Source organism: Kitasatospora acidiphila (assembly GCF_006636205.1).
Lineage (GTDB): Bacteria > Actinomycetota > Actinomycetes > Streptomycetales > Streptomycetaceae > Kitasatospora > Kitasatospora acidiphila.
Genome location: NZ_VIGB01000003.1, coordinates 1731800 through 1751572 on the forward strand (window position 1 = coordinate 1731800; position 19773 = coordinate 1751572).

The 19773-nt window shown below is 72.0% G+C and carries 20 protein-coding genes and 1 pseudogene; 16 read left to right on the top strand and 5 right to left on the bottom strand.

From position 1 onward, the window contains the following. Positions 1-333: 333 nt before the first annotated feature. The 7 genes from egtA (at position 334) to E6W39_RS08805 (ending at position 8972) form a co-directional block, all read left to right on the top strand. Positions 334-1647 carry an ergothioneine biosynthesis glutamate--cysteine ligase EgtA gene (gene egtA, locus E6W39_RS08775; RefSeq protein WP_181799163.1) on the top strand — a complete coding sequence of 438 codons (1314 nt, stop codon included), beginning with the start codon at positions 334-336 and terminating at the stop codon, positions 1645-1647. Next, positions 1641-2978 carry an ergothioneine biosynthesis protein EgtB gene (gene egtB / locus E6W39_RS08780; protein WP_141633050.1) on the top strand — a complete coding sequence of 446 codons (1338 nt, stop codon included), beginning with the start codon at positions 1641-1643 and terminating at the stop codon, positions 2976-2978. The genes egtA and egtB overlap by 7 nt, the downstream gene beginning before the upstream one ends. Continuing rightward, positions 2978-3754, top strand: a complete 777-nt coding sequence (gene egtC, locus E6W39_RS08785; protein WP_141633051.1) for an ergothioneine biosynthesis protein EgtC — start codon at positions 2978-2980, stop codon at positions 3752-3754. Before egtB ends, egtC begins: the two co-directional genes overlap by 1 nt. Beyond that, positions 3751-4725, top strand: coding sequence for an L-histidine N(alpha)-methyltransferase (egtD, locus tag E6W39_RS08790; protein WP_141633052.1), 975 nt, complete (start codon positions 3751-3753; stop codon positions 4723-4725). The genes egtC and egtD overlap by 4 nt, the downstream gene beginning before the upstream one ends. 120 nt (positions 4726-4845) lie before the next feature. After that, positions 4846-6480: an alkaline phosphatase family protein gene (locus E6W39_RS42725; protein ID WP_267286680.1), complete on the top strand. Its 1635-nt coding sequence runs from the start codon at positions 4846-4848 to the stop codon at positions 6478-6480. Positions 6481-6652: 172 nt separating this feature from the next. Next, a complete protein-coding gene (locus tag E6W39_RS08800) occupies positions 6653-8158 on the top strand; it encodes a transferase (protein WP_141633053.1) in 1506 nt (501 codons plus the stop codon). A gap of 109 nt (positions 8159-8267) precedes the next feature. After that, positions 8268-8972: a DUF4328 domain-containing protein gene (locus E6W39_RS08805; RefSeq protein ID WP_141633054.1), complete on the top strand. Its 705-nt coding sequence runs from the start codon at positions 8268-8270 to the stop codon at positions 8970-8972. 43 nt (positions 8973-9015) lie between these two features. Here the strand turns inward: E6W39_RS08805 and E6W39_RS08810 are convergent, their stop codons facing one another. Further along, entirely contained in the window at positions 9016-9498 is a 483-nt protein-coding gene (locus E6W39_RS08810) for a hypothetical protein (protein ID WP_141633055.1), read from the bottom strand. 75 nt (positions 9499-9573) lie between these two features. Beyond that, the gene (locus E6W39_RS08815; RefSeq protein WP_141633056.1) at positions 9574-9891 is read right to left on the bottom strand and encodes a hypothetical protein; all 318 of its coding nucleotides are present in this window, start codon (positions 9889-9891) and stop codon (positions 9574-9576) included. Positions 9892-10014: 123 nt separating this feature from the next. Here E6W39_RS08815 and E6W39_RS08820 point away from each other — a divergent pair, with 123 nt between their 5' ends. The 3 genes from E6W39_RS08820 to E6W39_RS08830 all read left to right on the top strand — a co-directional run bounded on the left by E6W39_RS08820 (position 10015) and on the right by E6W39_RS08830 (position 12216). Next, a complete protein-coding gene (locus tag E6W39_RS08820; protein WP_141633057.1) occupies positions 10015-10524 on the top strand; it encodes a RipA family octameric membrane protein in 510 nt (169 codons plus the stop codon). A gap of 139 nt (positions 10525-10663) precedes the next feature. Continuing rightward, a complete protein-coding gene (locus tag E6W39_RS08825) occupies positions 10664-11317 on the top strand; it encodes a TetR/AcrR family transcriptional regulator (protein ID WP_141633058.1) in 654 nt (217 codons plus the stop codon). Continuing rightward, positions 11314-12216, top strand: coding sequence for an AurF N-oxygenase family protein (locus E6W39_RS08830; protein ID WP_141633059.1), 903 nt, complete (start codon positions 11314-11316; stop codon positions 12214-12216). The genes E6W39_RS08825 and E6W39_RS08830 overlap by 4 nt, the downstream gene beginning before the upstream one ends. 9 nt (positions 12217-12225) lie before the next feature. On the opposite strand, the gene E6W39_RS08835 is transcribed toward E6W39_RS08830, so the two are convergent. The 3 genes and pseudogenes from E6W39_RS08835 to E6W39_RS39165 all read right to left on the bottom strand — a co-directional run bounded on the left by E6W39_RS08835 (position 12226) and on the right by E6W39_RS39165 (position 14136). Beyond that, positions 12226-13584, bottom strand: coding sequence for a potassium channel family protein (locus E6W39_RS08835; protein ID WP_141633060.1), 1359 nt, complete (start codon positions 13582-13584; stop codon positions 12226-12228). Between the two features lie 184 nt (positions 13585-13768). Continuing rightward, positions 13769-13960: pseudogene (locus tag E6W39_RS44000) on the bottom strand (potassium transporter TrkA); the annotation flags it as partial. A 32-nt stretch (positions 13961-13992) separates the two neighbouring features. Next, positions 13993-14136, bottom strand: a complete 144-nt coding sequence (locus tag E6W39_RS39165; protein ID WP_181799164.1) for a hypothetical protein — start codon at positions 14134-14136, stop codon at positions 13993-13995. A 217-nt stretch (positions 14137-14353) separates the two neighbouring features. Here E6W39_RS39165 and E6W39_RS08845 point away from each other — a divergent pair, with 217 nt between their 5' ends. From E6W39_RS08845 to E6W39_RS08875, 6 genes are all read left to right on the top strand, one after another. Then, a complete protein-coding gene (locus tag E6W39_RS08845; protein ID WP_228718037.1) occupies positions 14354-15733 on the top strand; it encodes an ATP-binding protein in 1380 nt (459 codons plus the stop codon). Positions 15734-15742: 9 nt separating this feature from the next. Beyond that, complete coding sequence (locus tag E6W39_RS08850; RefSeq protein WP_101383491.1) at positions 15743-16159, top strand: roadblock/LC7 domain-containing protein; 417 nt, start codon at positions 15743-15745, stop codon at positions 16157-16159. Then, positions 16156-16509 carry a DUF742 domain-containing protein gene (locus tag E6W39_RS08855; RefSeq protein WP_141633061.1) on the top strand — a complete coding sequence of 118 codons (354 nt, stop codon included), beginning with the start codon at positions 16156-16158 and terminating at the stop codon, positions 16507-16509. Before E6W39_RS08850 ends, E6W39_RS08855 begins: the two co-directional genes overlap by 4 nt. Continuing rightward, complete coding sequence (locus E6W39_RS08860; protein ID WP_141633062.1) at positions 16487-17113, top strand: GTP-binding protein; 627 nt, start codon at positions 16487-16489, stop codon at positions 17111-17113. Before E6W39_RS08855 ends, E6W39_RS08860 begins: the two co-directional genes overlap by 23 nt. A 158-nt stretch (positions 17114-17271) precedes the next feature. Beyond that, positions 17272-18627, top strand: a complete 1356-nt coding sequence (locus E6W39_RS41150; protein ID WP_407658602.1) for a cytochrome P450 — start codon at positions 17272-17274, stop codon at positions 18625-18627. Continuing rightward, positions 18543-19733, top strand: coding sequence for a cytochrome P450 family protein (locus E6W39_RS08875; protein ID WP_456152138.1), 1191 nt, complete (start codon positions 18543-18545; stop codon positions 19731-19733). The genes E6W39_RS41150 and E6W39_RS08875 overlap by 85 nt, the downstream gene beginning before the upstream one ends. Positions 19734-19773: the final 40 nt, after the last annotated feature.

A 19773-nucleotide genomic window follows, 5' to 3' on the forward strand; every position in this document is an offset into this window, starting at 1 on the left:
TTCCGGGGGCCCGGGGTGATCCGGGGACTCATCCCCCACTTCCATCGACTGTACGCCAAACGGGGAGAACGTCCCCACATATTTCCGCCCAGTCGGGATTGCGGCAGATGTGACTCGTCTCACCTCACCCGGTTGCCCGGGCCGACCAGCGGGAATCCAGCCGTTACGACCAGGCGCCGGGCAACTCCGAGTGACCAGTCGCAGACTTGGGCAAGTAGCGGGTTGCCCCAGCCGCCCCGAGCCAGGGCCGGCACAGCATGAGGACGTGATGCAGTGAACGTCGCACGGCAATCGACCCCCTCCACCAGCGCTTCCCCGCAGGCGCCACCCACGGTGACCCCGCTGACCGAGTCCACCGCGGCGGCATATGTCGCCAGCACCTGCTTCAAGATCGGCCCTCCCACCCGGCTCGGCGTCGAGCTCGAATGGTTGGTGCACGATTCCCGTCGGCCACACAGTTCCCCCGCCCCCGAGCGAGTCGGGGCCGCTCTGGCGGCACTCGACCTGCATCCGGACCTGTCATCGCTCCCCGGTGGTTCGCGGATCACCCGCGAGCCCGGCGGCCAGGTAGAGCTCAGCTCCCCCGCCGCCGAGGACCTGACGGCGTGCATACGGACCGCCGGCCAGGACCTCGCCACCCTGCGCGCGGCCTTCGCCGCCCAGGGCCTGACTCTCGCCGGCTACGGTACCGAACCCCATCCGAGGGTCCGTCAGCTGACCCTACGTCAACCCCGCTACCTGGCCATGGAAGAATTCTTCGGCCGCAGCGGGCCCTGGGGCAAGATCATGATGTGCGTCACGGCCTCCACCCAGGTGTGCCTGGACGCGGGCACCGAGGCGTCCGGAGCCGGCGGGTTCCGGCAGCGCTGGCAGCTGGCGCACCGGCTCGGCCCGGTGCTGGTCGCCGCGTTCGCCAACTCCCCGCTGCTGGACGGTCGCCGCACCGGCTACCGGTCCGCACGGCAGGCGGTGTGGGCCCGGATGGACCCCAGCCGCACCCTGGCACCGCACGGCGGCGACCCGCGCGAGGCCTGGGCCCGCTATGTGCTGGACGCCCAACTGCTCTGCGTGCGCCGGGCCGACGGTCAGCCGTGGAACGCACCGGCCGGGCGGACCTTCCGGGACTGGCTGCGCGGGCCGGAGGCGGACCGGCCCACGCTGGCCGACCTGGAGTACCACGCCAGCACGCTGTTCCCGCCGGTGCGACCGCGCGGCTACCTGGAGTTGCGCATGATCGACGCGCAGCCCGGCGACGGCTGGATCGTCCCGGTCGCGCTGGCCGCCGCGCTCTTCTCCGACCAGCAGGCCGCCGACGCCGCGCTGGCCGCGCTGGAGCCGCTGAGCGCCGCGTCGGCCGAGCCCGGACCGCGCGGTGCCGCGTGGACCAGGGCCGCCGCCCGCGGCATGGGCGACCCGGTGCTGCGGCGGGCCGCGCTGGACTGCTTCGCCGCTGCCGATGCCGCCCTCTCCCGAGCCGGGGTCGACGGGCGGATCCGGTCCGCCGTGGCCGAGTTCCGCGACCGCTACCCGGCCCGGGGCCGATGTCCCGCCGACGATCTGCTCGACAGCGCCGACGATCCGAAGGACACCGCGACGGACTGCCCGGAAGAGCTGCTGGGCTCCGGAGAGGACGACGCATCATGCTGAACCCCGACGCCGGCGAGGAGCGGCTGCGCGAAACCATCGCTGATGAGCTGCTGGCCGCCCGCACCCGCACCGGTCTGCTGACCGAAAGCGTGGACGACGTCGAACTGTCCGCCCAGCATTCGCGGTTGATGTCACCGCTGGTCTGGGACCTGGCGCACATCGGCAACCAGGAGGAGCTCTGGCTGCTGCGCAACGTCGGCGGCCGCGACCCGATGCACCCGGAGATCGACCCGCTGTACGACGCCTTCCAGCATCCGCGCGCCGAGCGCCCGACCCTGCCACTGCTGCCGCCCGACGAGGCCCGCCGCTATGCCGCCGAGGTGCGCGGCCGGGTGCTGGACCTGCTCGACGGGGTCGCGCTGGCCGGACCGCCGCTGCTCCAGGCGGGTTTCGCGTTCGGACTGATCGCCCAGCATGAACAGCAGCACGACGAAACCATGCTGATCACACATCAACTACGGACTGGTGAGCCAGTGTTGACCGCACCGGCGCCCGGACCGGCTCCCGCCGAGCGGCTCCCCGCCGAAGTCCTGGTGCCGGCCGGTCCGTTCACCATGGGCACCGACACCGAGCCATGGGCGCTGGACAACGAGCGCCCGGCCCACCAGGTCGACCTGCCCGGGTTCGCGATCGACACCACGCCGGTGAGCAATGCCGCCTACCAGCGGTTCATCGAGGACGGCGGCTACCAGGAGCCGCGCTGGTGGAGCACGGCCGGCTGGCAGCACTGCCGGCAGGCCGAGTTGACCGGGCCGCTGTTCTGGACCAGGCAGGACGGCGTCTGGCTGCGCCGCCGTTTCGGGCGGGTGGAGCAGGTGCCGCCCGAGGAGCCGGTGCTGCACGTCACCTGGTACGAGGCCGAGGCCTACGCCCGGTGGGCGGGCCGGCGGCTGCCGACCGAGGCCGAGTGGGAGAAGGCGGCCCGCCACGACCCCGTCACCGGGCGCTCCCGGCGCTTCCCGTGGGGCGACGGACCGCCCGGACCGGAGCACGCCAACCTCGGGCAGCGGCATCTGCAGCCCGCCCCGGTCGGCAGCTATCCTGCGGGCGAATCTCCGTACGGTGCGCGGCAGTTGATCGGCGACGTGTGGGAGTGGACGGCCAGCGACTTCGCACCCTACCCGGGATTCCGGGCCTGGCCCTACCGGGAGTACTCGGAGGTGTTCTTCGCCGGGCCCGGGCAGCCGGCCGAGTACAAGGTGCTGCGCGGCGGCAGCTTCGCGGTGGCGCCGGTCGCCTGCCGGGGCACATTCCGCAACTGGGACTATCCGATCCGGCGGCAGATCTTCGCCGGCTTCAGGACCGCCCGCGACCTGGTGGACGGTGACTGATGTGTCGTCACCTCGCTTACCTGGGGCTGCCGGTGAGCCCCGCCGAGGTGCTGGTGGAGCCGCCCTACGGGCTGCACCGGCAGTCCTGGTCGCCCCGGCTGCAGCGGTACGGCACGGTCAACGCGGACGGTTTCGGCCTGGGTTGGTACGCCGAGGGCGACCCGCTGCCGGCCCGCTACCGCCGCGCCGGGCCGATCTGGATGGACGAGAACTTCGCCGACCTGGCCCGGGTGGTCCGCACCCGGGCGTTGCTGGCCGCCGTCCGCTCCGCCACGGTCGGAACCTCGGCTGAGCAGACCGCCGCCGCTCCCTACACCGGCGACGGCTGGCTGTTCAGCCACAACGGCCTGCTGGCCGGCTGGCCGCACGGGCTGGACGAGTTGGCCGCGCTGCTCGATCCGGCCGAGCTGCTGACCCTGGAGGCGCGCTGCGACTCCGCGCTGGTGTGGGCGCTGCTGCGCCGCCGGCTGCGCACCGGCCTGGCGGTCGACCAGGCGCTGGCCGCCACCGTGGCCGAGGTGGTCCGGCACACCGAGGCGCGGCTCAACCTGCTGGTCACCGACGGCCGGGTGATCGCCGCAACTGCCTGGGGGGACACGCTGTTTCACCGCTTGGAGCCCGGCCGCTCGGTGCTGGTCGCGTCCGAGCCCGGCGACGACGGCCCGGGGTGGATCCCGGTGCCCGATCGATCCGTCCTAGTGGCCACCCCCGAAGCGGTGGCCGTCCACCCGCTTGACGCCGCCGTCGAAGCTCTGAAAGGAACCGAACTGCAATGACCGCCTTCGAGCTCACCCGACTGCTCCCCACCGACCACTTCGCCCAGGCCCTGCGCTCCGATGTGCGCCGCGGCCTGACCGCGCCCGCCAAGTGGCTGCCGCCCAAGTGGTTCTACGACAAGCGGGGCAGCGAGCTGTTCGAGGACATCACCCGACTGCCCGAGTACTACCCGACCCGGGCCGAGCGGGCCATCCTGACCGCCCGGGCCGGTGAGATCGCCGCCGCCTCCCAGGCCCGCACCTTGGTCGAGTTGGGCTCGGGCTCCTCGGAGAAGACCCGGCTGCTCCTCGACGCGCTGCGCGAACTGGGCACCCTGGAGGACTACGTGCCGGTCGACGTCAGCGAGAGCGCGCTGCGCGAGGCCGGGCGGCGCCTGACCCTGGACTATCCGGGGCTGGCAGTGCACGGCGTGGTGAACGACTTCACCGCCAGCCTGGGGCTGCCGCACGAGGTGCACTCGCCCCGGCTGGTCGCCTTCCTGGGCGGCACCCTGGGCAACCTCGCGCCGGACGAGCGCGCCGCATTCCTGAGGGCGCTGCGGGACGAACTCGCCCCGGGTGACGCGCTGCTGCTCGGCACCGACCTGGTCAAGGACCCGCGGGTGCTGGTCGCCGCCTACGACGACGCGGCCGGTGTCACCGCGGAGTTCGACAAGAACGTGCTCAATGTGCTCAACCGGGAGCTGGACGCGGACTTCGATCCGGCCGGATTCCAGCACCGGGCGTACTGGGACGCCGAGCACGAGTGGATCGAGATGCGGCTGCGGTCCGTCAAGGCGCAGCGGGTCGCGATCCCCGGGGTGTCGCTGACCGTGGAGTTCGCGGCCGGCGAGGAGATGCGCACCGAGATCTCCGCGAAGTTCCGCCAGGCCGGGGTGGCAGCCGAGTTGGCGGCGGCCGGGTTCCGGCTGAGGCACTGGTGGACCGACCCCGAGGGGCGGTTCGGGCTTTCGCTGGCCGAACCGGTCTGACCTGCGCCAACGGGTGGTCGGGCAACGGGAGTTCGCATGCTGTTTGCTGCACATCCCTTGTAGGGACACCGTCAAGTGCGAATGATGGCAAGCATCATCCGCTTCCCCGAGGAGTCCCTCGTGCGTCTGCCACGTCCGGCCACCCGCCTGGCGGCCACCCTTGGCCTGCTCGCCGGCCTGGTCGCCAGCGTCACCGGTTTCACCAGCGCCGCCACCGCCGCCTCGCCCGCCGCCGTGGCGGCGACGACCGCAACCGGCGTGCCACGCCCCGACCATGTGGTCATCGTGCTGTTCGAGAACACGTCGGAGAGTTCCATCGTCGGGAACTCCAGCGCCCCGTACTTCAACCAACTGGCCAGCACCGGTGCGAACTTCACCAACTCGTTCGCGATCGAGCACCCCAGCCAGCCGAACTACCTGGACCTCTTCTCGGGCTCCAACCAGGGCATCACCGACGACTCCTGCCCGCACACCTTCAGCACCGACAACGAGGCGGCCCAGCTGATCGCCAAGGGGCTGACCTTCACCGGCTACGCGGAGGACCTGCCGTCGCCGGCCACCACCTGCACCTCGGGCAACTACGCCCGCAAGCACGTGCCGTGGATCAACTTCACCAATGTGCCGGCGGCCGACACCAAGCCGTTCACCGCCTTCCCCACCGACTTCACCCAACTGCCCACGGTCTCCTGGGTGATCCCCAACCTCTGCAACGACATCCACAACTGCTCGATCTCCACCGGTGACACCTGGCTGAAGAACAACCTGGACGCCTACGTCCAGTGGGCGAAGACCCACAACAGCCTGCTGATCACCACCTTCGACGAGGACGACAGCACCACGTCGGCCAACCAGATCGCCACCTTCTTCAACGGGCAGCAGGTCAAGCCCGGCAACTACGGCGAGCAGATCGACCACTTCAGCGTGCTGCGCAGCGTCGAGGACATGTACGGCCTGCCGTACGCCGGTGCCGCCGCCCAGGCCACCCCGATCACCGATGTCTGGAACACCGGCGGCACCACCGGCAGCGTGTCGGTGACCAACCCCGGTGCGCAGAACGGCACGGTGGGCACCGCCGCCTCGCTGCAGCTCGCCGCCAACGACACCGCCGGCGGCACCCTCAGCTGGTCGGCCAGCGGCCTGCCGGCCGGGCTCTCGGTCAACTCCTCGACCGGTCTGATCAGCGGCACCCCGACCACGGCCGGCACCTACAACGTCTCGGTCACCGCCACCGACTCCACCGGTCCGAGCGGCAGCGCCTCGTTCACCTGGACCGTCGGCAGCGGCTCCACCGGCGGCTGCGCCAAGCCCGGCCAGCTGCTCGGCAACCCCGGCTTCGAGACCGGCAGCGCGTCGCCGTGGACCGCCTCCTCCGGCGTGATCAACAGCGACCTGAGCTCCGAGCCGTCCCGCTCCGGCAACTACGACGCCTGGCTTGACGGTTACGGCAGCACCCACACCGACAAGCTGGCGCAGACCGTCACCGTCCCGGCCGGCTGCAAGGCGAGCCTGAGCTTCTGGCTGCACGTCGACACCGCCAACACCTCCAGTGCGGCGCAGGACACCCTGACCGTCAAGGCGGGCTCCACCACCCTCGCCACCTACTCCAACCTGAACGCCGCCAACGGCTACGTCCAGAAGACCCTCGACGTCTCCGCCCTCGCCGGCCAGAGCATCACCGTGACGTTCACCGGCACCGAGACCGGCAACGGCCAGACCAGCTTCGTGATCGACGACACCGCGCTCAACGCGTCCTGATCCCGGGAGGGCTGCTGCTGCTCGCAGCAGCCCCCTGCCGACCCGGCTCACCCACTCGGTGAGCCGGGTCGATCGCGCTCTGTCCGCCATCTGGCCTACCCGGGTGAACCGGGGTAGTAGTACAGGGCGCGGTACGGCGCTGCTGGGGGCGGCAGGGAGGGGGTGGGCCGCGGTGTCCTCGCGGTTGCGGGCGTTCGCCCGGCTGGTCACGGCGGTCACGGTCGTCATGGTCTATGTCGCGCTGCAGTTGGCGGTCAGCGCGGGCATGGACCTTCGGGCCGCCGTCCGCTTCCACCAAGCTCCGGCGCGGGCCGCCGCGTTCACCGCCGCCCTGAACCGGTACAGCGGCGGGGACGCGTCCGCCCGCGCCGAACTCGCCCAGGACGACGCGTGGTTCGCGAAACATGCCCCTTCGGGGGGCAGCCGGTCCACGGTCTCCGCCGCAGCTGCGGACGCCGACCAGGGCCGCGTCGGCTCGGCCCGCCAGCGGGTCGCGGGGCTTGCGGAGCAGGTCGCGCGGGATCAGGCCGGCCTCGACCGGCGGCTCGACTCCTCGGGCGCGACCGCCCTCTCCTGGGCGGCACCTGCCGCGGCGCTGCTCGTCCCGGCCCTGTGGCTGCGACGTCGCCGCCGGTCGGGCGCGGCGGAAGTCGTCGCCCTGGTCAGCCGGTTCGCCCCGCGGCAACCGAGGTGGCGGCGGCCGCTGTTCCTGGCGGCCAGCGGTGTCGGGTCCACGTTCTTCACAGCGGGATTCTTCGCCGTGACCACGGCGCAGCGGCAGGGCTACAAGATGCCGCCGGAGGCCATGGTGCTGTTGCTGGTCGGCGGCTTGCTGGCCCTGGGGGCCGGAATTCTGATCCTGCGCTACACCCGCCCGCGTTCGGCGCGCGGCGCGGCCCAGGCCCTGCTGGCCGACGGCCGCCAACCGGTGCTGTTCCTGCGCAGCTTCGCCGACGACGGCACCGGGGCCCAGGTCGATGACATGGCGGCCGTCAACATCCACTCCCGGGAGGAGCAGCTCGCGGCGGTGCTGGGTGCCGTCGGCCCGGTGATCGCGGTAGGCGATCCAGAGGAGCCGCTGCCGCTGCTGGGAGCGGCGCGGTTCTACCTGCCGCGCGACGACTGGCAGCCGACGGTGCTGCGGCTGATGGAGCTGTCCCAGCTCATCGTGTTGCGCCTGGGCTTCGGCGAGGGCCTGTGGTGGGAGGTCGAGCGGGCCCGCGCCACGCAGCCCGCGCGAAAGCTGATCCTGCTGGTGCCGGGCGGCGTACCGGGCCTGGCGGAGCGGCTGGACGAGCAACTGGCGACGCTGTCCCGGCTGGCCTGGGTCACCCTGAGGGACGGCTGGATCTCCGCCGTCATCACCTTCGACCCCGAGTGGACACCCGTGGTGCACCCGGTGGAGGCGGTGGCCGGGACGGCGCGCGGTGTGCTCGCCCGTGCGTGGTCCCGCGTCAAGCGGGCCTCCTTGGCAATGACCCCGTACACACCCATCTACTTCGTCGGCCGCACCCTCCAGGCCGCGCTGGCATCCGTGGGGGTCCGCAAACGGAGGATGGCCTGGCGGGCCGCCTTCGCCACGCAGACGTCATTGTGGACGGGCTTCGCGCTGGTCACGGCCCTGGCCCTGCTGCTGTGGTTGGCGTACCGGACACTGCAGTTGCTCGGCCTCGCCTAGCGCCCGCAAATCGAGTCCGCCACAACCGGGGACACGACGGCGCGACGCACAGTAGCATCCCCTCAACCTCACGTGTACGTCCGGCCGTTGTACGATTCCGGGGGGAAGCATGGACGGTCCACAGCAGGGCGTGCCCACGGGCGTGAGCCTGGTCGGCGCAGAGCAGTACCGCAAGGTGACCGGTCTGGCTGCCGCAGCCTCGACGCTGATCTTGTTGACGCTGGTGGGCTCGGTACTGAACACAGTGTCCGACTGGCGCAACTACTTCGTCGTGCATGACTACCTGGCCGGTTCCGCGACGGCTGCGGACCTCGACGCGGCCGACACCTTCTCGAGGGCCGTGGCGATACCGGCGTTTGTGGTGTACCTCGCGGCCGGCGTGGTGTTCCTGGTCTGGCTGTGGCGGGCGCGGATCAACTCCGAGCTGTCGGGCGGTCCCGCCGCGCACCGCCGGGCCCGGGGCTGGGTGCTCGGCGGATGGATGACCCCGGTGGCCAACCTGTGGATCCCGTACCAGGTGGTGTCGGACATCTGGCGGGCCAGCGACCCCCGGCGACCGGTCCCACGCGGCCTGATCGCCACCTGGTGGGTGTTGTTCGTCGTCGACGACCTGATCGGCCGGTCGCTCACGGGGATCTACCTGAACAAGAAGGTCACCGAGTCGGGGCTGCGCGGCACCGCGGAGCTGTCCTCCGTGAGCGCGTTGCTCGAAGTGGTCTCGGGCATCCTGGTCATCCTCATCATCAACCGGATCACCGGCTTCCAGACCGGGACACTGCCCGGAACGCTGTCACCCGCCGGAAGACACCGATAGGCCTGACGACCGAGCGCGCCGGAGCACCCGGCACGCGGCGTGATCAGCCGCGCGCCGCGTGCTCCGGCCAGACCACCCGGACCTGTACCCCCGCGTCCCAGGCATCCTGAACGGCGTCGGCCGTCCCGCCGCCGTTGCCCGACGGCGCGCTGCCGTCCCAGACGGCGACCAGCAGGTCCGCACGCCGGATCAGCTCCTTGTTGGCGGCCTCGTACGCCTCCCGGCCGGCCGTCTCGAACGGCAGCACGACGACCTCCTCGGCCGCTGCCAGGAGCCGGTCGAAGTCCTGGGCGTGCGCCGACCGCACCTGAGCCGCACGGTAGTCCCGCGACGGCAGCACGACCAGCAGCGACCCGTGCGCCTCCAGCACCGCATCGGCGAACAGGCTGTCAGCTCCCGGGGCGAGGCAGGAGATCCCGACGAGCGGCCCCCGCTGTTCGGCCAGCACCTCGCGCAGCGCGGCCCGCACCAGGGAGGCCGTCCGCTCGGCCAGGTCCATGTGCCCGGTCACCGCCACGGTCGGCATCGTGCCCTCCCTCGCGGTCGGTGTCCGTGTGCAGGATGTGCAGACGGCAAGCCTACCGGCGATCAAGCGTTCGGGTCAGCCCCCGACAACCCCGGTGATCTGGAGCACCAGGAGGCCCAACACCACCACCGGCAACGCGAAGACGGCACAGAAGAGGGGCACTTGGCGGCGGGTCGGCCGGGCGTGCGTCGGCAGCCGCAGCGTCACGCCGGGCCGGCGAACCCCGAGCCGCTCGTACACCGGGCGCAGCCCGTAGACGAACCTGGACCAACCCGAAGAACTCGAACAGGAGCCGGGCGGGAGAAGCACGTACCCGAGCACCAGCAGCACGGCGCCTCGCACACGTGACTGGTGGCGCGGCCCGGGATCGCGGTGCTCGACGGCTTCCGGCATCGACATCTCCCACGTCGGCAGCAATAGCTGATGGTTCATCAGCGCGCCCGCCGTCAGGGAAGAACAGCAACCCGTTCGGGGAAAACACTGCACATCAGCCGCCCGATGACTCATCATGTGCGCATGACGGCCATCCGTGACTCGCTCTGGAACGAAACCGTTGGCCCTGCCAACTATTCTTCTGCGACGGACAGTTACCAGCGAGCGGTACTCGACCAGTACAAGATCTGCGTGGAGATGGCCGATCGGGTCAGCGCCCGGCGGAACCTCACCAACACCTTCTTCCTCTCCCTCAACAGCACCGTGGTCGCGGTGATCGCCGGCATCGCGGGCGACAAGCTCGCCTCCACCTCGGTCTGGCTGCTCCTGGCCGGGCTGGCGATCCTGCTCACCCAGTGCCTGGCCTGGTCCGCCACCGTGCGGTCCTACCGCCAGCTCAACGCCGCCAAGTACGAGGTGATCGGCGCCCTTGAGGAGCGGCTTCCCGCCTACGCGTACTCCCGGGCCGAGTGGGTCGCGCTCGGGGAGGGCCACGACTGGCGCAAGTACCTGCCCCTGACCAAGGTCGAGCAGTGGATCCCGCTCACCTTCGCGGTGGCCTATCTGGTCGGCTTCCTCGCCGTGGCGGCCTGAGCCACCCTGGTGCCGCTGCGGCCCCATCGGCGTCTTCACCCCTGGGTATTCCTGAGCCACCCCGGTGCCGCTGCCACCCCGTTGACGTCTTCACCCCTGGGTATTGCTGAAGCACTGAATCACTGCTTCACTTCTTGCCGTGGCCTACCGGAAGACCCCTGCCGTCCAAGCCCGGCTCGACGCCCAGCGCGGTGCCGTGCTCGCCGCCGCCACCGAGCTGCTGGCCGAACGCGGTTATGCCGCCTGCTCGGTGGCGGCCGTCGCGGAGCGCGCCGGGATTGCGACCGGCAGCGTGTACCGGTCGTTCCCCAGCAAGGCCGAGCTGGTGGCCGAGCTGTTCCGCACCGTGGTCGGCCGGGAGGTGGAGGCCGTGCGGGCCGCCGCCGCCCGCGACTACCGGGGCGATCAGCATGCCCAAGTCGCCACGGTGATCGGGGTCTTCGCGGGACGCGCGCTCGGCGCACCGCGGCTGGCCTACGCCCTGCTCGCCGAGCCGGTCGACCCCGAGGTGGAGGCGGAGCGCCTGGTGTTCCGCAGCGCGTTCCGGGATGTGATCGCGGCGGCGATCACCTCGGGCGTCGAAGCCGGCCGACTGCCGTGCCAGGACCCGGAGTTGACCGCCGCACTGCTGGTCGGCGGGATCGGCGAGGCGCTGGTCGGCCCGCTCGCCGACGGCCGGGCGCCCGACGACCTGATCCCCGCCCTGATCACCTTCTCACTGCGCGCCCTCGGCTCCGCGACCGCCGAGGACACCTCCCCCACCCGCCTCGCACCGACCGGAGCGACCCCGTGACCACGGACTCCCAAGCCCTTTCGGACCGCGAACGCAACGCCGAGCGCCTGCTGCGCACCTCGGCCAAGCACTCCTACGACCCGATGACGGAGATCGACTGGTCGGCGCCCATCGATCCGGACCAGTTCGCCCTGCCGCCGCACCGGGTCACGCTCTACGGCACCGAGCTGTGGCGGCAGTTGACGCCACGCCAGCAGGCCGAGCTGAGCACCCGGCAGCTGGCCGGCACCATGACGGCCGGGATCTGGTTCGAGATCCTGCTGATGAACGGCCTGATCCGGCACGTCTACGGCCAGGACCTCACCACCCGGCACGCGCAGTACGCGCTCACCGAGGTGGCCGACGAGTGCCGGCACTCCACCATGTTCGCCGAGTACATCAGGAAGACCGGGTACCCCACCGCCCGGCCGTCCCGCCGGGCCGACCTGCGCGGGCGGTTCTACCTGCAGCTCAACGACATCACGCTGACGCTGGCCGGCGCGATATTCGTCGAGGAGTTCACCGACGCCATGCAGCGGGAGATGATGCGGGACGAGAGCCTGCAGCCGCTGGCCCGCGCGACGGCCCGGATCCATGTGGTCGAGGAGGCCCGGCACATCGGCTTTGCCAAGCCCGAACTGGCCCGCCGCTGGGGGCGGATGACCCCGGCCCGGCGGGCGCTGTTCCGCCGGGTGCTGGCCTTCCTGGCGAGCGAGGCGGTGCGCGAGTGCGTGCACCCCCGCATCTACACGCTGACCGGCCTCGACGCGGTGGCCGCCAAGCGGGCCGCCCGCGACAACCCGCACTGGCAGCAGGCCCGGGTGGACTGGGCGCGCAAGGCGGTCGACTACTTCACCGACTTGGGCATCATCGACGCGAGCACCGCCCCCGCCTGGCGGCGCGCCCATCTGCTGCGCTGACCCGCATCGTCACGCGTCCAGCGAAACCGGCTCCGGGGCGGCCCGGTTGAGCTGGGCCAGGCCGTTGCGGGTGGCGACCACCACCACCCGGTCGCCGGTGGCCAGGCCCCGGCTGCGGTCGGCGTAGCCCCACTGGTAGGTGTCCGGCGACCGGGCCAGCCGGACCGCGATCACCCGCAGGCCGCCGAGTGCCTCGATGTCGTTGCGGCTCATGCCGACGAGGGCACCGCCGGGCTCCGCGGTCAACTCGGCGATCAGCAGCACATGGCGGAAGACCGACAGGGTGCCCAGCACCTCCCGCCCCATCAGCGCCGCGGCGAAGGCCGGAGCCGCCAGGTAGGAGACCGAGCGGGAGGCCACATTGCCCAGGGTGGCGTAGACGTGCCTGGCGAAGTCGTCGTCGAAGAGGCGCACGACGATCCGGACGCCCTCCCGCAGCGCCCGGGCCTCCAGCGCGGCCTCCAGGTTGACCGCGTCGTCGTTGGTGACCGCGACCACGGCGCGGGCGTGCTTGGCGCGGGCGACGCGCAGCCGGTCGGCCAGCGGGCCGTCGCCGACCACCACGGGAACCCCGAGGGCGCGCATCGCCGCCACCCCGGCGGCCTGCGGGTCCAGTTCCACGCCCGCCACCGGCACGCCGAGTTCGGCCAGCAGCGTGGCCACCCGGGTGCCGACGTTGCCCAGCCCGACCACGATCACATGCCCGCGCAGACCCGCGCTCGGACTGCGCGGCACTCCGCGCCGCCCGGAGGCCAGCACGTCCACCACGATCGCGGTCAGCACCGGCAGCAGCGCGATCCCGCTGAAGGTGATCACGACCTGGGCCAGTCGCTGCACCGGGCCGCCGGTGCCGCCGGTCGGGTCGTTCGTCTGGTCCGGTTGGGCGGAGCCGGCCGCGTCCAGCAGGGAGAGGTAGGCCGTCCAGCCGAGGCTGCGGTTGTAGTGGTAGATCACCACCGAGGAGGCCAGGATCGCGGCGAACGCGGTGCAGAGCACCAGGCGGATCCGGGCGCTGGTGAAGAACCGCAGGGTGTCCAGGAACCGGTAGCGCAGCCGGGACAGCAGCGGGACCCGCAGCCGTGGCTCGGTGGGCAGGGTCTGCAGCACCGCCAGGCCGTCCTGCTCCGGCTCAGACTGACCCGCTGTGCCGTCGACCGCCTCGCCCGGCCCGGGCGCCGCTCCCACCATGCCCTCGACGGCTTCGGCCAGATCGATGAACGGCCGGGCGGCGGACGGGGTTTCGGGCAGCAGCCGCAGCCGGTCGAGGTTCTGCCGGTCGATCCGGTCGGCGGCCACGCACAGGTGCCCGGCACCGGCGGCCGGGTCGTAGTCGTAGGCCACGTAGAGGTAGCGGTCGCCGACCAGCACCGAGTTCGGGCGGCTCAGCGCGCCGTTGGCGAAGGCCGGGGCCGCGGTGGCCGAGCCGGACAGCGCCGCGATGGGGGCACCTCCCGGCCGAAGGCTGGGGGATGGTCAGCAGCGACTGGATCTGCTCGCCGAGGCGCTGGTTGAACATCCGCAGCACGATCCGGATCTCCCGGTTCATGCCCTGCGCGCTCAGTGCGGCGTGGATGTTGGCCTGGTCGTCGCCGTCCACCAGGGCTATCCCGCGGGCGGTGGCGGCGCCGGCGGCGACCAGTGCCTCCTGGGTGACGCTGGTGTGCTCCAGCACCGCCGTCACCCCGTCGATCCGTTCGATGCGCGGTCCGTGGTCCCTGCCGAGGTCCGGCACGATCGCCACCACCGGGACCTGGTAGTGCTCGATGAGTTCCAGGATCAGCCGGTGGGCCAGGGCGTTGCCCCGCAGACGATGTAGTGGTCGGCGAACGAGAACGCTCCCGGTGCCACCCCCGGCAGTTCGGTGAGCGGGTCGGGTGGCGGTTCGGGCAGCGGCTCGGTCCCCCCGTGGGCCTCGGTCATGGCTCGGATGGTAACGCCTGGCCCCGCCTGCGCCGACCGATCGAATCCAGCCATTGGGTTAACAAATGGATCGTCAAGTGACAGTCTGATGCGTACTTCTGACATTCAGTCGTCAATATGGTTGGATGAACGGAACTTCGAGCTCAGCAGCCAGTGCCCGTTCGCTCCGGTGTTACGTCGGTAGGGCAGTGAACCGTCCGCCCGTGCAAGGAACTTGATGTCGCAGATACCGCAGGCGGTGACCTGGTGCCTGGGCGCCGGGTTGCTGCTGGCCCTCCTGATGCTCGTTCGACAGTGGCGGCTGGCCCGCAACCGGGCTACCGCACTGGCCGGGCTGGAGGCCGCGGTGCGGGCCCGGGACGAGGAGGCGCACCGGCTGGCGACCGTCCGGCTGCCAGCCCTGATGCACTCCGCCGTCGCCCACCCGGCCGCCACCGACCCGCTGCTGGCCGGAACCGGCTATGAGCAGAGCCTGCGGCAGGTGGCCGACCAGTTCGGCAGCGCCGTCGAGCGGGCCGAGCTGCGCGCCGACCAGAACGCCAAGGCCGCGCTGAAGGGCGCCATGCGGGCCCTGCAGGGGCTGGCGAACGAGCAGCAGGTGGCGATCTCCGAGATGCAGGAGCGCCACGACCACCCCGCGGTGCTGCGCGACCTGTTGGAGATCGACCACACCAACTCCCAGTTCGGCCGCCGCGCCCAGGCCATCGCGGTGCTCTGCGGCTCCTGGCCCGGCCGGCAGCGGGCCGCCTCCTCGCTGAGCGACGTGGTGCGCGGCGCCAAGTCCCGGGTCCGCGACTACAAGCGGATCGAGATCCGCACCCAGGTCGAACTGGCAGTGACCAGCCGGGCGGTGGAGCCGGTGGTGCTCGCGGTGGCGGAGCTGCTGGACAACGCGGCCCGGCACTCGCAGCCCAACACCCAGGTCGAGGTCAATCTGCAGCCGGCCCACCACGGCGCCTGCGTCGTGATCGACGACGCGGGTGTCGGCATGGATCCGCGCGAGATCGAGCTGGCCGGCCAACTGCTCAGCGGGCAGCGCTCGGTGGACGTCACCCGGCTCGGCGATCCGCCGCAGTTCGGCTTCGCGGTGATCGGCGTGCTGGCGGCGCGGTACGGCTTCAGCGTCTCGGTGGACACCCGCTCGCCGTACGGCGGCGTGCGCGCGGTGCTCTTCCTGCCGACCGACCTGCTCACCCAGATCACCCCCGACGTCGAGCCGAGCACCGCCCGGGAGCTGCTGGACGTCCGCGAGCCGGCCCCGAGCGGGCGCCCCGCGGTGCCGTTCCGCAGCCCGCCGCCCCGCAGTCCACCGCCCCGCCCACCACTGCCGCCCCGCGCACCGCCGGCGGGCTGCCCAAGCGCCGCCGCCGCGAGCCGCTCCCGGAGGCCGCCCTCGCCCAGGACGCCACCGCCACCCCGGCCGACCGGTCCCCCGACCAGTCCCCCGCCGACTGGGCCCGGGACGCCGAGGCCACCGCCCAGCGGCTCGGCGCCTTCGCCCGCGGCACCCGGGCCGGACGCGCGCCCGAATCCGACACGCACAGCTGATCCCCCGCGGCTGCCCCGAACGCCCGGCCGCTGCCCGTACCGCTGCTAGGAGAGCTCGATGAACAGCCACCCCGCCGCCAACGACCTGGGCTGGATGCTCGATGACGTGCTGATGGTCCCGCACGCCCGGCACGCCATCCTGCTCTCGGCCGACGGCCTGCTGCGCGCCCACTCCGCCGGCATCACCCGCGACGAGGCGGACCGGCAGGCCGCCGCGCTCGCCGGTGTGCAGTCGATCAGCCGCAGCACCTCCGGGTTCCTCGGCGGCGAGTCCGGCCCCTGGCGGCAGAGCCTGATCGAGTTCGCCGGCGGCTACGTCTTCCTGGTGGCGGCCGGTCCGGGCGCCTATCTCGCCGTCTCCGCCGGGGAGTCGGTGGACATGGAGGCGGTCAGCTACCGGATGCAGAAGCTGGTCGACCGGCTGGGCAAGGAACTCGGCACGCCGCCGCGGCAGGACGCGGGGGCAGTGCGGTGAGCCCGCGCCGGGAGCAGGGTCTGGTCCGGCCGTACGTGGTCACCAACGGCCGTTCGGAGCCGTCCCGCAACACCTTCGACCTGGTCACCCTGGTCAGCGGGGTGCCCGGCCGGCCGTTGCAGGGGCTGAATCCCGAACAGCGGCGGCTGGTGGCCCTGGTGAGCCGCGGCTCGCTGTCGCTGGCCGAGGTCGCCGCGCACCTGCGGCTGCCGGTCAGCGTCACCAAGGTGCTGCTCGGCGATCTGGTCGACAGCGGCCACATCCTCACCCGGGCCGCCATTCCGCGAGCCCAACTCCCCGCGTCCCAGCTGCTGCAGGAGGTTCTGGATGGGCTCCGTGCCCGGCTCTGAGGTCGGCGGCCTCGAAACGGCACAGGTCAGCTACCTCGGCGAGGGGGTGCAGACCGCCGTCAAACTGCTGGTCACCGGCCACTTCGCGGTCGGCAAGACCACCTTCGTCGGTACCCTGTCGGAGATCGAGCCGCTGCGCACCGAGGAGCCGATGACCGAGGCGAGCGTGCTGGTGGACGACCTGACCGGGGTGCCGAACAAGCAGACCACCACGGTCGCGATGGACTTCGGCCGCCTGACGCTCAGTCAGTCCCTGGTCCTCTACCTGTTCGGGGCACCCGGGCAGCAGCGGTTCACCCCGCTCTGGCGGGACATGGCACTGGGTGCGCTGGGCGCGCTGGTGCTGGCCGACACCCGGCGGCTGGAGCACTCGTTCCCGGTGATGGACCTGCTGGAGGAGCACGGGCTGCCGTACGCGGTGGCGGTCAACCGGTTCGACGGCGCACCCGAGTTCGCCGAGGAGGAGCTGCGCGAGGCCCTCGACCTGCTGCCCAGCACGCCGTTGGTCAGCTGCGACGCCCGCGACCCGGCCTCGGCCACCCAGGCGCTGATCTCGCTCGTGGAATACCTGATCGGCACCGAAGCCCGTCTGGAGCATGCGTGAACGACCTCCCCTCCCCCGGCCTCACCTCGCCCGACCTCTCCCCGCCCGGCCTCACCTCGCCCGACCCGTCCCCGCCCCCCGGCTGCCCCGCGCACCGAGGCGGAACCCCGCTGTACGGGCCGGAGTTCACCGAGAACCCGACCGCGGTCTACGCCCGAATGCGGGCCACCGAGGGCCCGCTGGCCGCCGTCGAGCTCTACCCGGGCGTGACCGCGACCCTGGCGCTGGGCTACCAGGCGGCGCTGGACGTGCTGCGAACCACCGAGACCTTCACCAAGGACGCGCGCCGCTGGAAAGGCCTGGCGGACGGCCGGGTGGCTCCGGACAGCCCGGCCGTGCCCATGATGGCCTTCCGCCCCAACTGCTTCTTCGCGGAGGGCGAGCCGCACGAGCGGCTGCGCGGCGCGGTGACCGACTCGCTGGACCGGATCGACCCCAACGCGCTGCGCGGCCAGGTCGAGCGCGTCGCCGACCGGCTGATCGACACCTTCGCCGGGCGCGGCGACGCCGACCTGGTGGCCGACTACGCCCGTCCGCTGCCGCTCCTGATCTTCAACGAACTCTTCGGCTGCCCGGCGCACTTGGGCGATCGCCTGGTGCGCGGCATGGCCGCGATGTTCGACGGCACCGACCCGGAGTGGGCCAACCAGGAGGTCACCGACGTCCTGCTGCAGCTGGTGGCGCTCAAGCGCGCCTTCCCGGGCAGTGATGTCACCAGCTGGATGATGGCCCATCAGGCGGCCCTGAGCGACGAGGAGATGCTGCACCAGCTGGTGGTGCTGATGGGCGCCGGCACCGAGCCGGAGCTCAACCTGATCTGCAACTCGCTGCGGCTGCTGCTCACCGACGACCGGTTCGCCGGCGACCTGGCGGGCGGCAGCCTGCCGGTCGAGGACGCCCTCGACGAAGTGCTGTGGACCGACCCGCCGGTGGCCAACTTCGCGGTGCACTACCCGGTGCGCGACGTAGAACTGGCCGGCCACCTGCTGCCCGAGGGCGAGCCGGTGGTGATCAGCTTCGCGGCCGCCAACAACGACCCGGCCCTGGCAGGCAGTTCGCGCACCGGCAACCGCGCCCACCTGGCCTGGAGCGCCGGTCCGCACGCCTGCCCGGCGCAGGGCCACGCCCGGCTGATCGCCACGGTCGCCGTGGAGCGGCTGCTGGACCGCCTGCCGGACCTCGCACTCGACGTCAAGCCGGACGAACTCGTCTGGCGCCCAGGTCCGTTCCACCGGGCGCTGACCGCGCTGCCGGTGCGGTTCCCGCCGGCCACCATGACCACCCCGCACCTGGCACCCGCAGTCCTCACCCCTGTTGTCCCCGTTCCCGCAGTCCCCGGATCCGTTCTCCCCGGATCCGCTGATGCCTCAGGAGGCCGTACATGGAACCCGACCGCTGCCCCTTCCGGCTCGACACCAGCGGTACCGACATCCACGGCGAGGCCCGGCGGATCCACCAGGACCGGCCGGTGGCCCAGGTGGAGCTCCCTGGTGGCGTGGTGGCGTGGTCGGTAGGCAGCCTGCAGATGATCAAGCAGCTGCTGGCCGACCCCAATGTGTCCAAGAGCGCCCGGCTGCACTGGACCGCCTTCCGCGACGGTGAGATCGCCGAGGACTGGCCGCTGCGCATCTGGGTCGACACCGACAACATGTTCACCGCCTACGGCAAGGAGCACCGCCGGCTGCGCCGCCTGGTGGCCGGTGCGTTCACCGCGCGCCGCACCGAGGCGATGCGCCCGCGGATCGAGGCGCTGACCGCCGAGCTGCTGGACGGGCTGGCCAAGGCCGCCCCCGGCGAGGCCGTGGACCTGCGCGAGGGCTACGCCTATCCGGTGCCGATCCAGGTGATCTGCGAGCTGTTCGGGGTGCCGGAGCACCTGCACCCGGGTCTGCGCGAGTGCGTGGACAAGTTCTTCGACACCACCATCACGCCCGAGGCCGCGGTGGCCAACCACACCCGCGTCTTCGAGCTGCTGGCCGAGTTGGTCGCGATCAAGCGCGAGCAGCCGGGTGACGACCTGACCAGCGTGCTGATCGCGGCCCGGGACGACGAGGAGGGCGGCGACGGCAGCTCGCTCACCGAGCAGGAGCTGCTGTTCACCCTGCTGCTGGTGCTCGGCGCCGGGCACGAGACCACCGTCAACCTGCTGGACAACGCGATCCACCTGCTGCTCACCCACCCCGACCAGCTGGAGCTGGTGCGCACCGGGCAGGCGGGCTGGAACGACGTGATCGAGGAGACCCTGCGGGTGCGCGGGCCGGTCGCCAACCTGCCGCTGCGCTACGCGGTGCAGGACATCCAGGCGGGCGACGTGCTGATCCGCCAGGGCGAGCCGATCGTCGCCGCCTATGCCGCCGCGGGCCGGGACGAGTCGGTGCACGCCGACGCGGACGTCTTCGACCTGCGCCGCGCCGACAAGGACCACGTGGCCTTCGGCCATGGCGCGCACTTCTGCCTGGGCGCGCCGCTGGCCCGGCTGGAGGCGCAGGTGGCGCTGCCCGCGCTGTTCGAGCGGTTCCCGGACATGGCGCTGGCCCCGGACGCGGACCTGACGCCGGTGGAGTCGTTCATCTCCAACGGGCACCGGCACCTCTCGGTGGTGCTGACCCCGGCGAAGTGACGCCACGCGAAGGGTGCCTGACGGCTCGTCAGGCACTCTT

Coding starts and splice junctions, on each gene's coding strand:
- E6W39_RS08845 (WP_228718037.1), top strand. CDS start 14,354: ATGTCGCAGATACCGCAGGCGGTGACCTGGTGCCTGGGCGCCGGGTTG.
- E6W39_RS41150 (WP_407658602.1), top strand. CDS start 17,272: ATGCGGGCCACCGAGGGCCCGCTGGCCGCCGTCGAGCTCTACCCGGGC.
- E6W39_RS08815 (WP_141633056.1), bottom strand. CDS start 9,891: ATGCCGGAAGCCGTCGAGCACCGCGATCCCGGGCCGCGCCACCAGTCA.
- egtC (WP_141633051.1), top strand. CDS start 2,978: ATGTGTCGTCACCTCGCTTACCTGGGGCTGCCGGTGAGCCCCGCCGAG.
- egtD (WP_141633052.1), top strand. CDS start 3,751: ATGACCGCCTTCGAGCTCACCCGACTGCTCCCCACCGACCACTTCGCC.
- E6W39_RS08805 (WP_141633054.1), top strand. CDS start 8,268: ATGGACGGTCCACAGCAGGGCGTGCCCACGGGCGTGAGCCTGGTCGGC.
- E6W39_RS08810 (WP_141633055.1), bottom strand. CDS start 9,498: ATGCCGACCGTGGCGGTGACCGGGCACATGGACCTGGCCGAGCGGACG.
- E6W39_RS39165 (WP_181799164.1), bottom strand. CDS start 14,136: ATGACCGAGGCCCACGGGGGGACCGAGCCGCTGCCCGAACCGCCACCC.
- E6W39_RS08850 (WP_101383491.1), top strand. CDS start 15,743: ATGAACAGCCACCCCGCCGCCAACGACCTGGGCTGGATGCTCGATGAC.
- E6W39_RS08820 (WP_141633057.1), top strand. CDS start 10,015: ATGACGGCCATCCGTGACTCGCTCTGGAACGAAACCGTTGGCCCTGCC.
- E6W39_RS08860 (WP_141633062.1), top strand. CDS start 16,487: ATGGGCTCCGTGCCCGGCTCTGAGGTCGGCGGCCTCGAAACGGCACAG.
- egtB (WP_141633050.1), top strand. CDS start 1,641: ATGCTGAACCCCGACGCCGGCGAGGAGCGGCTGCGCGAAACCATCGCT.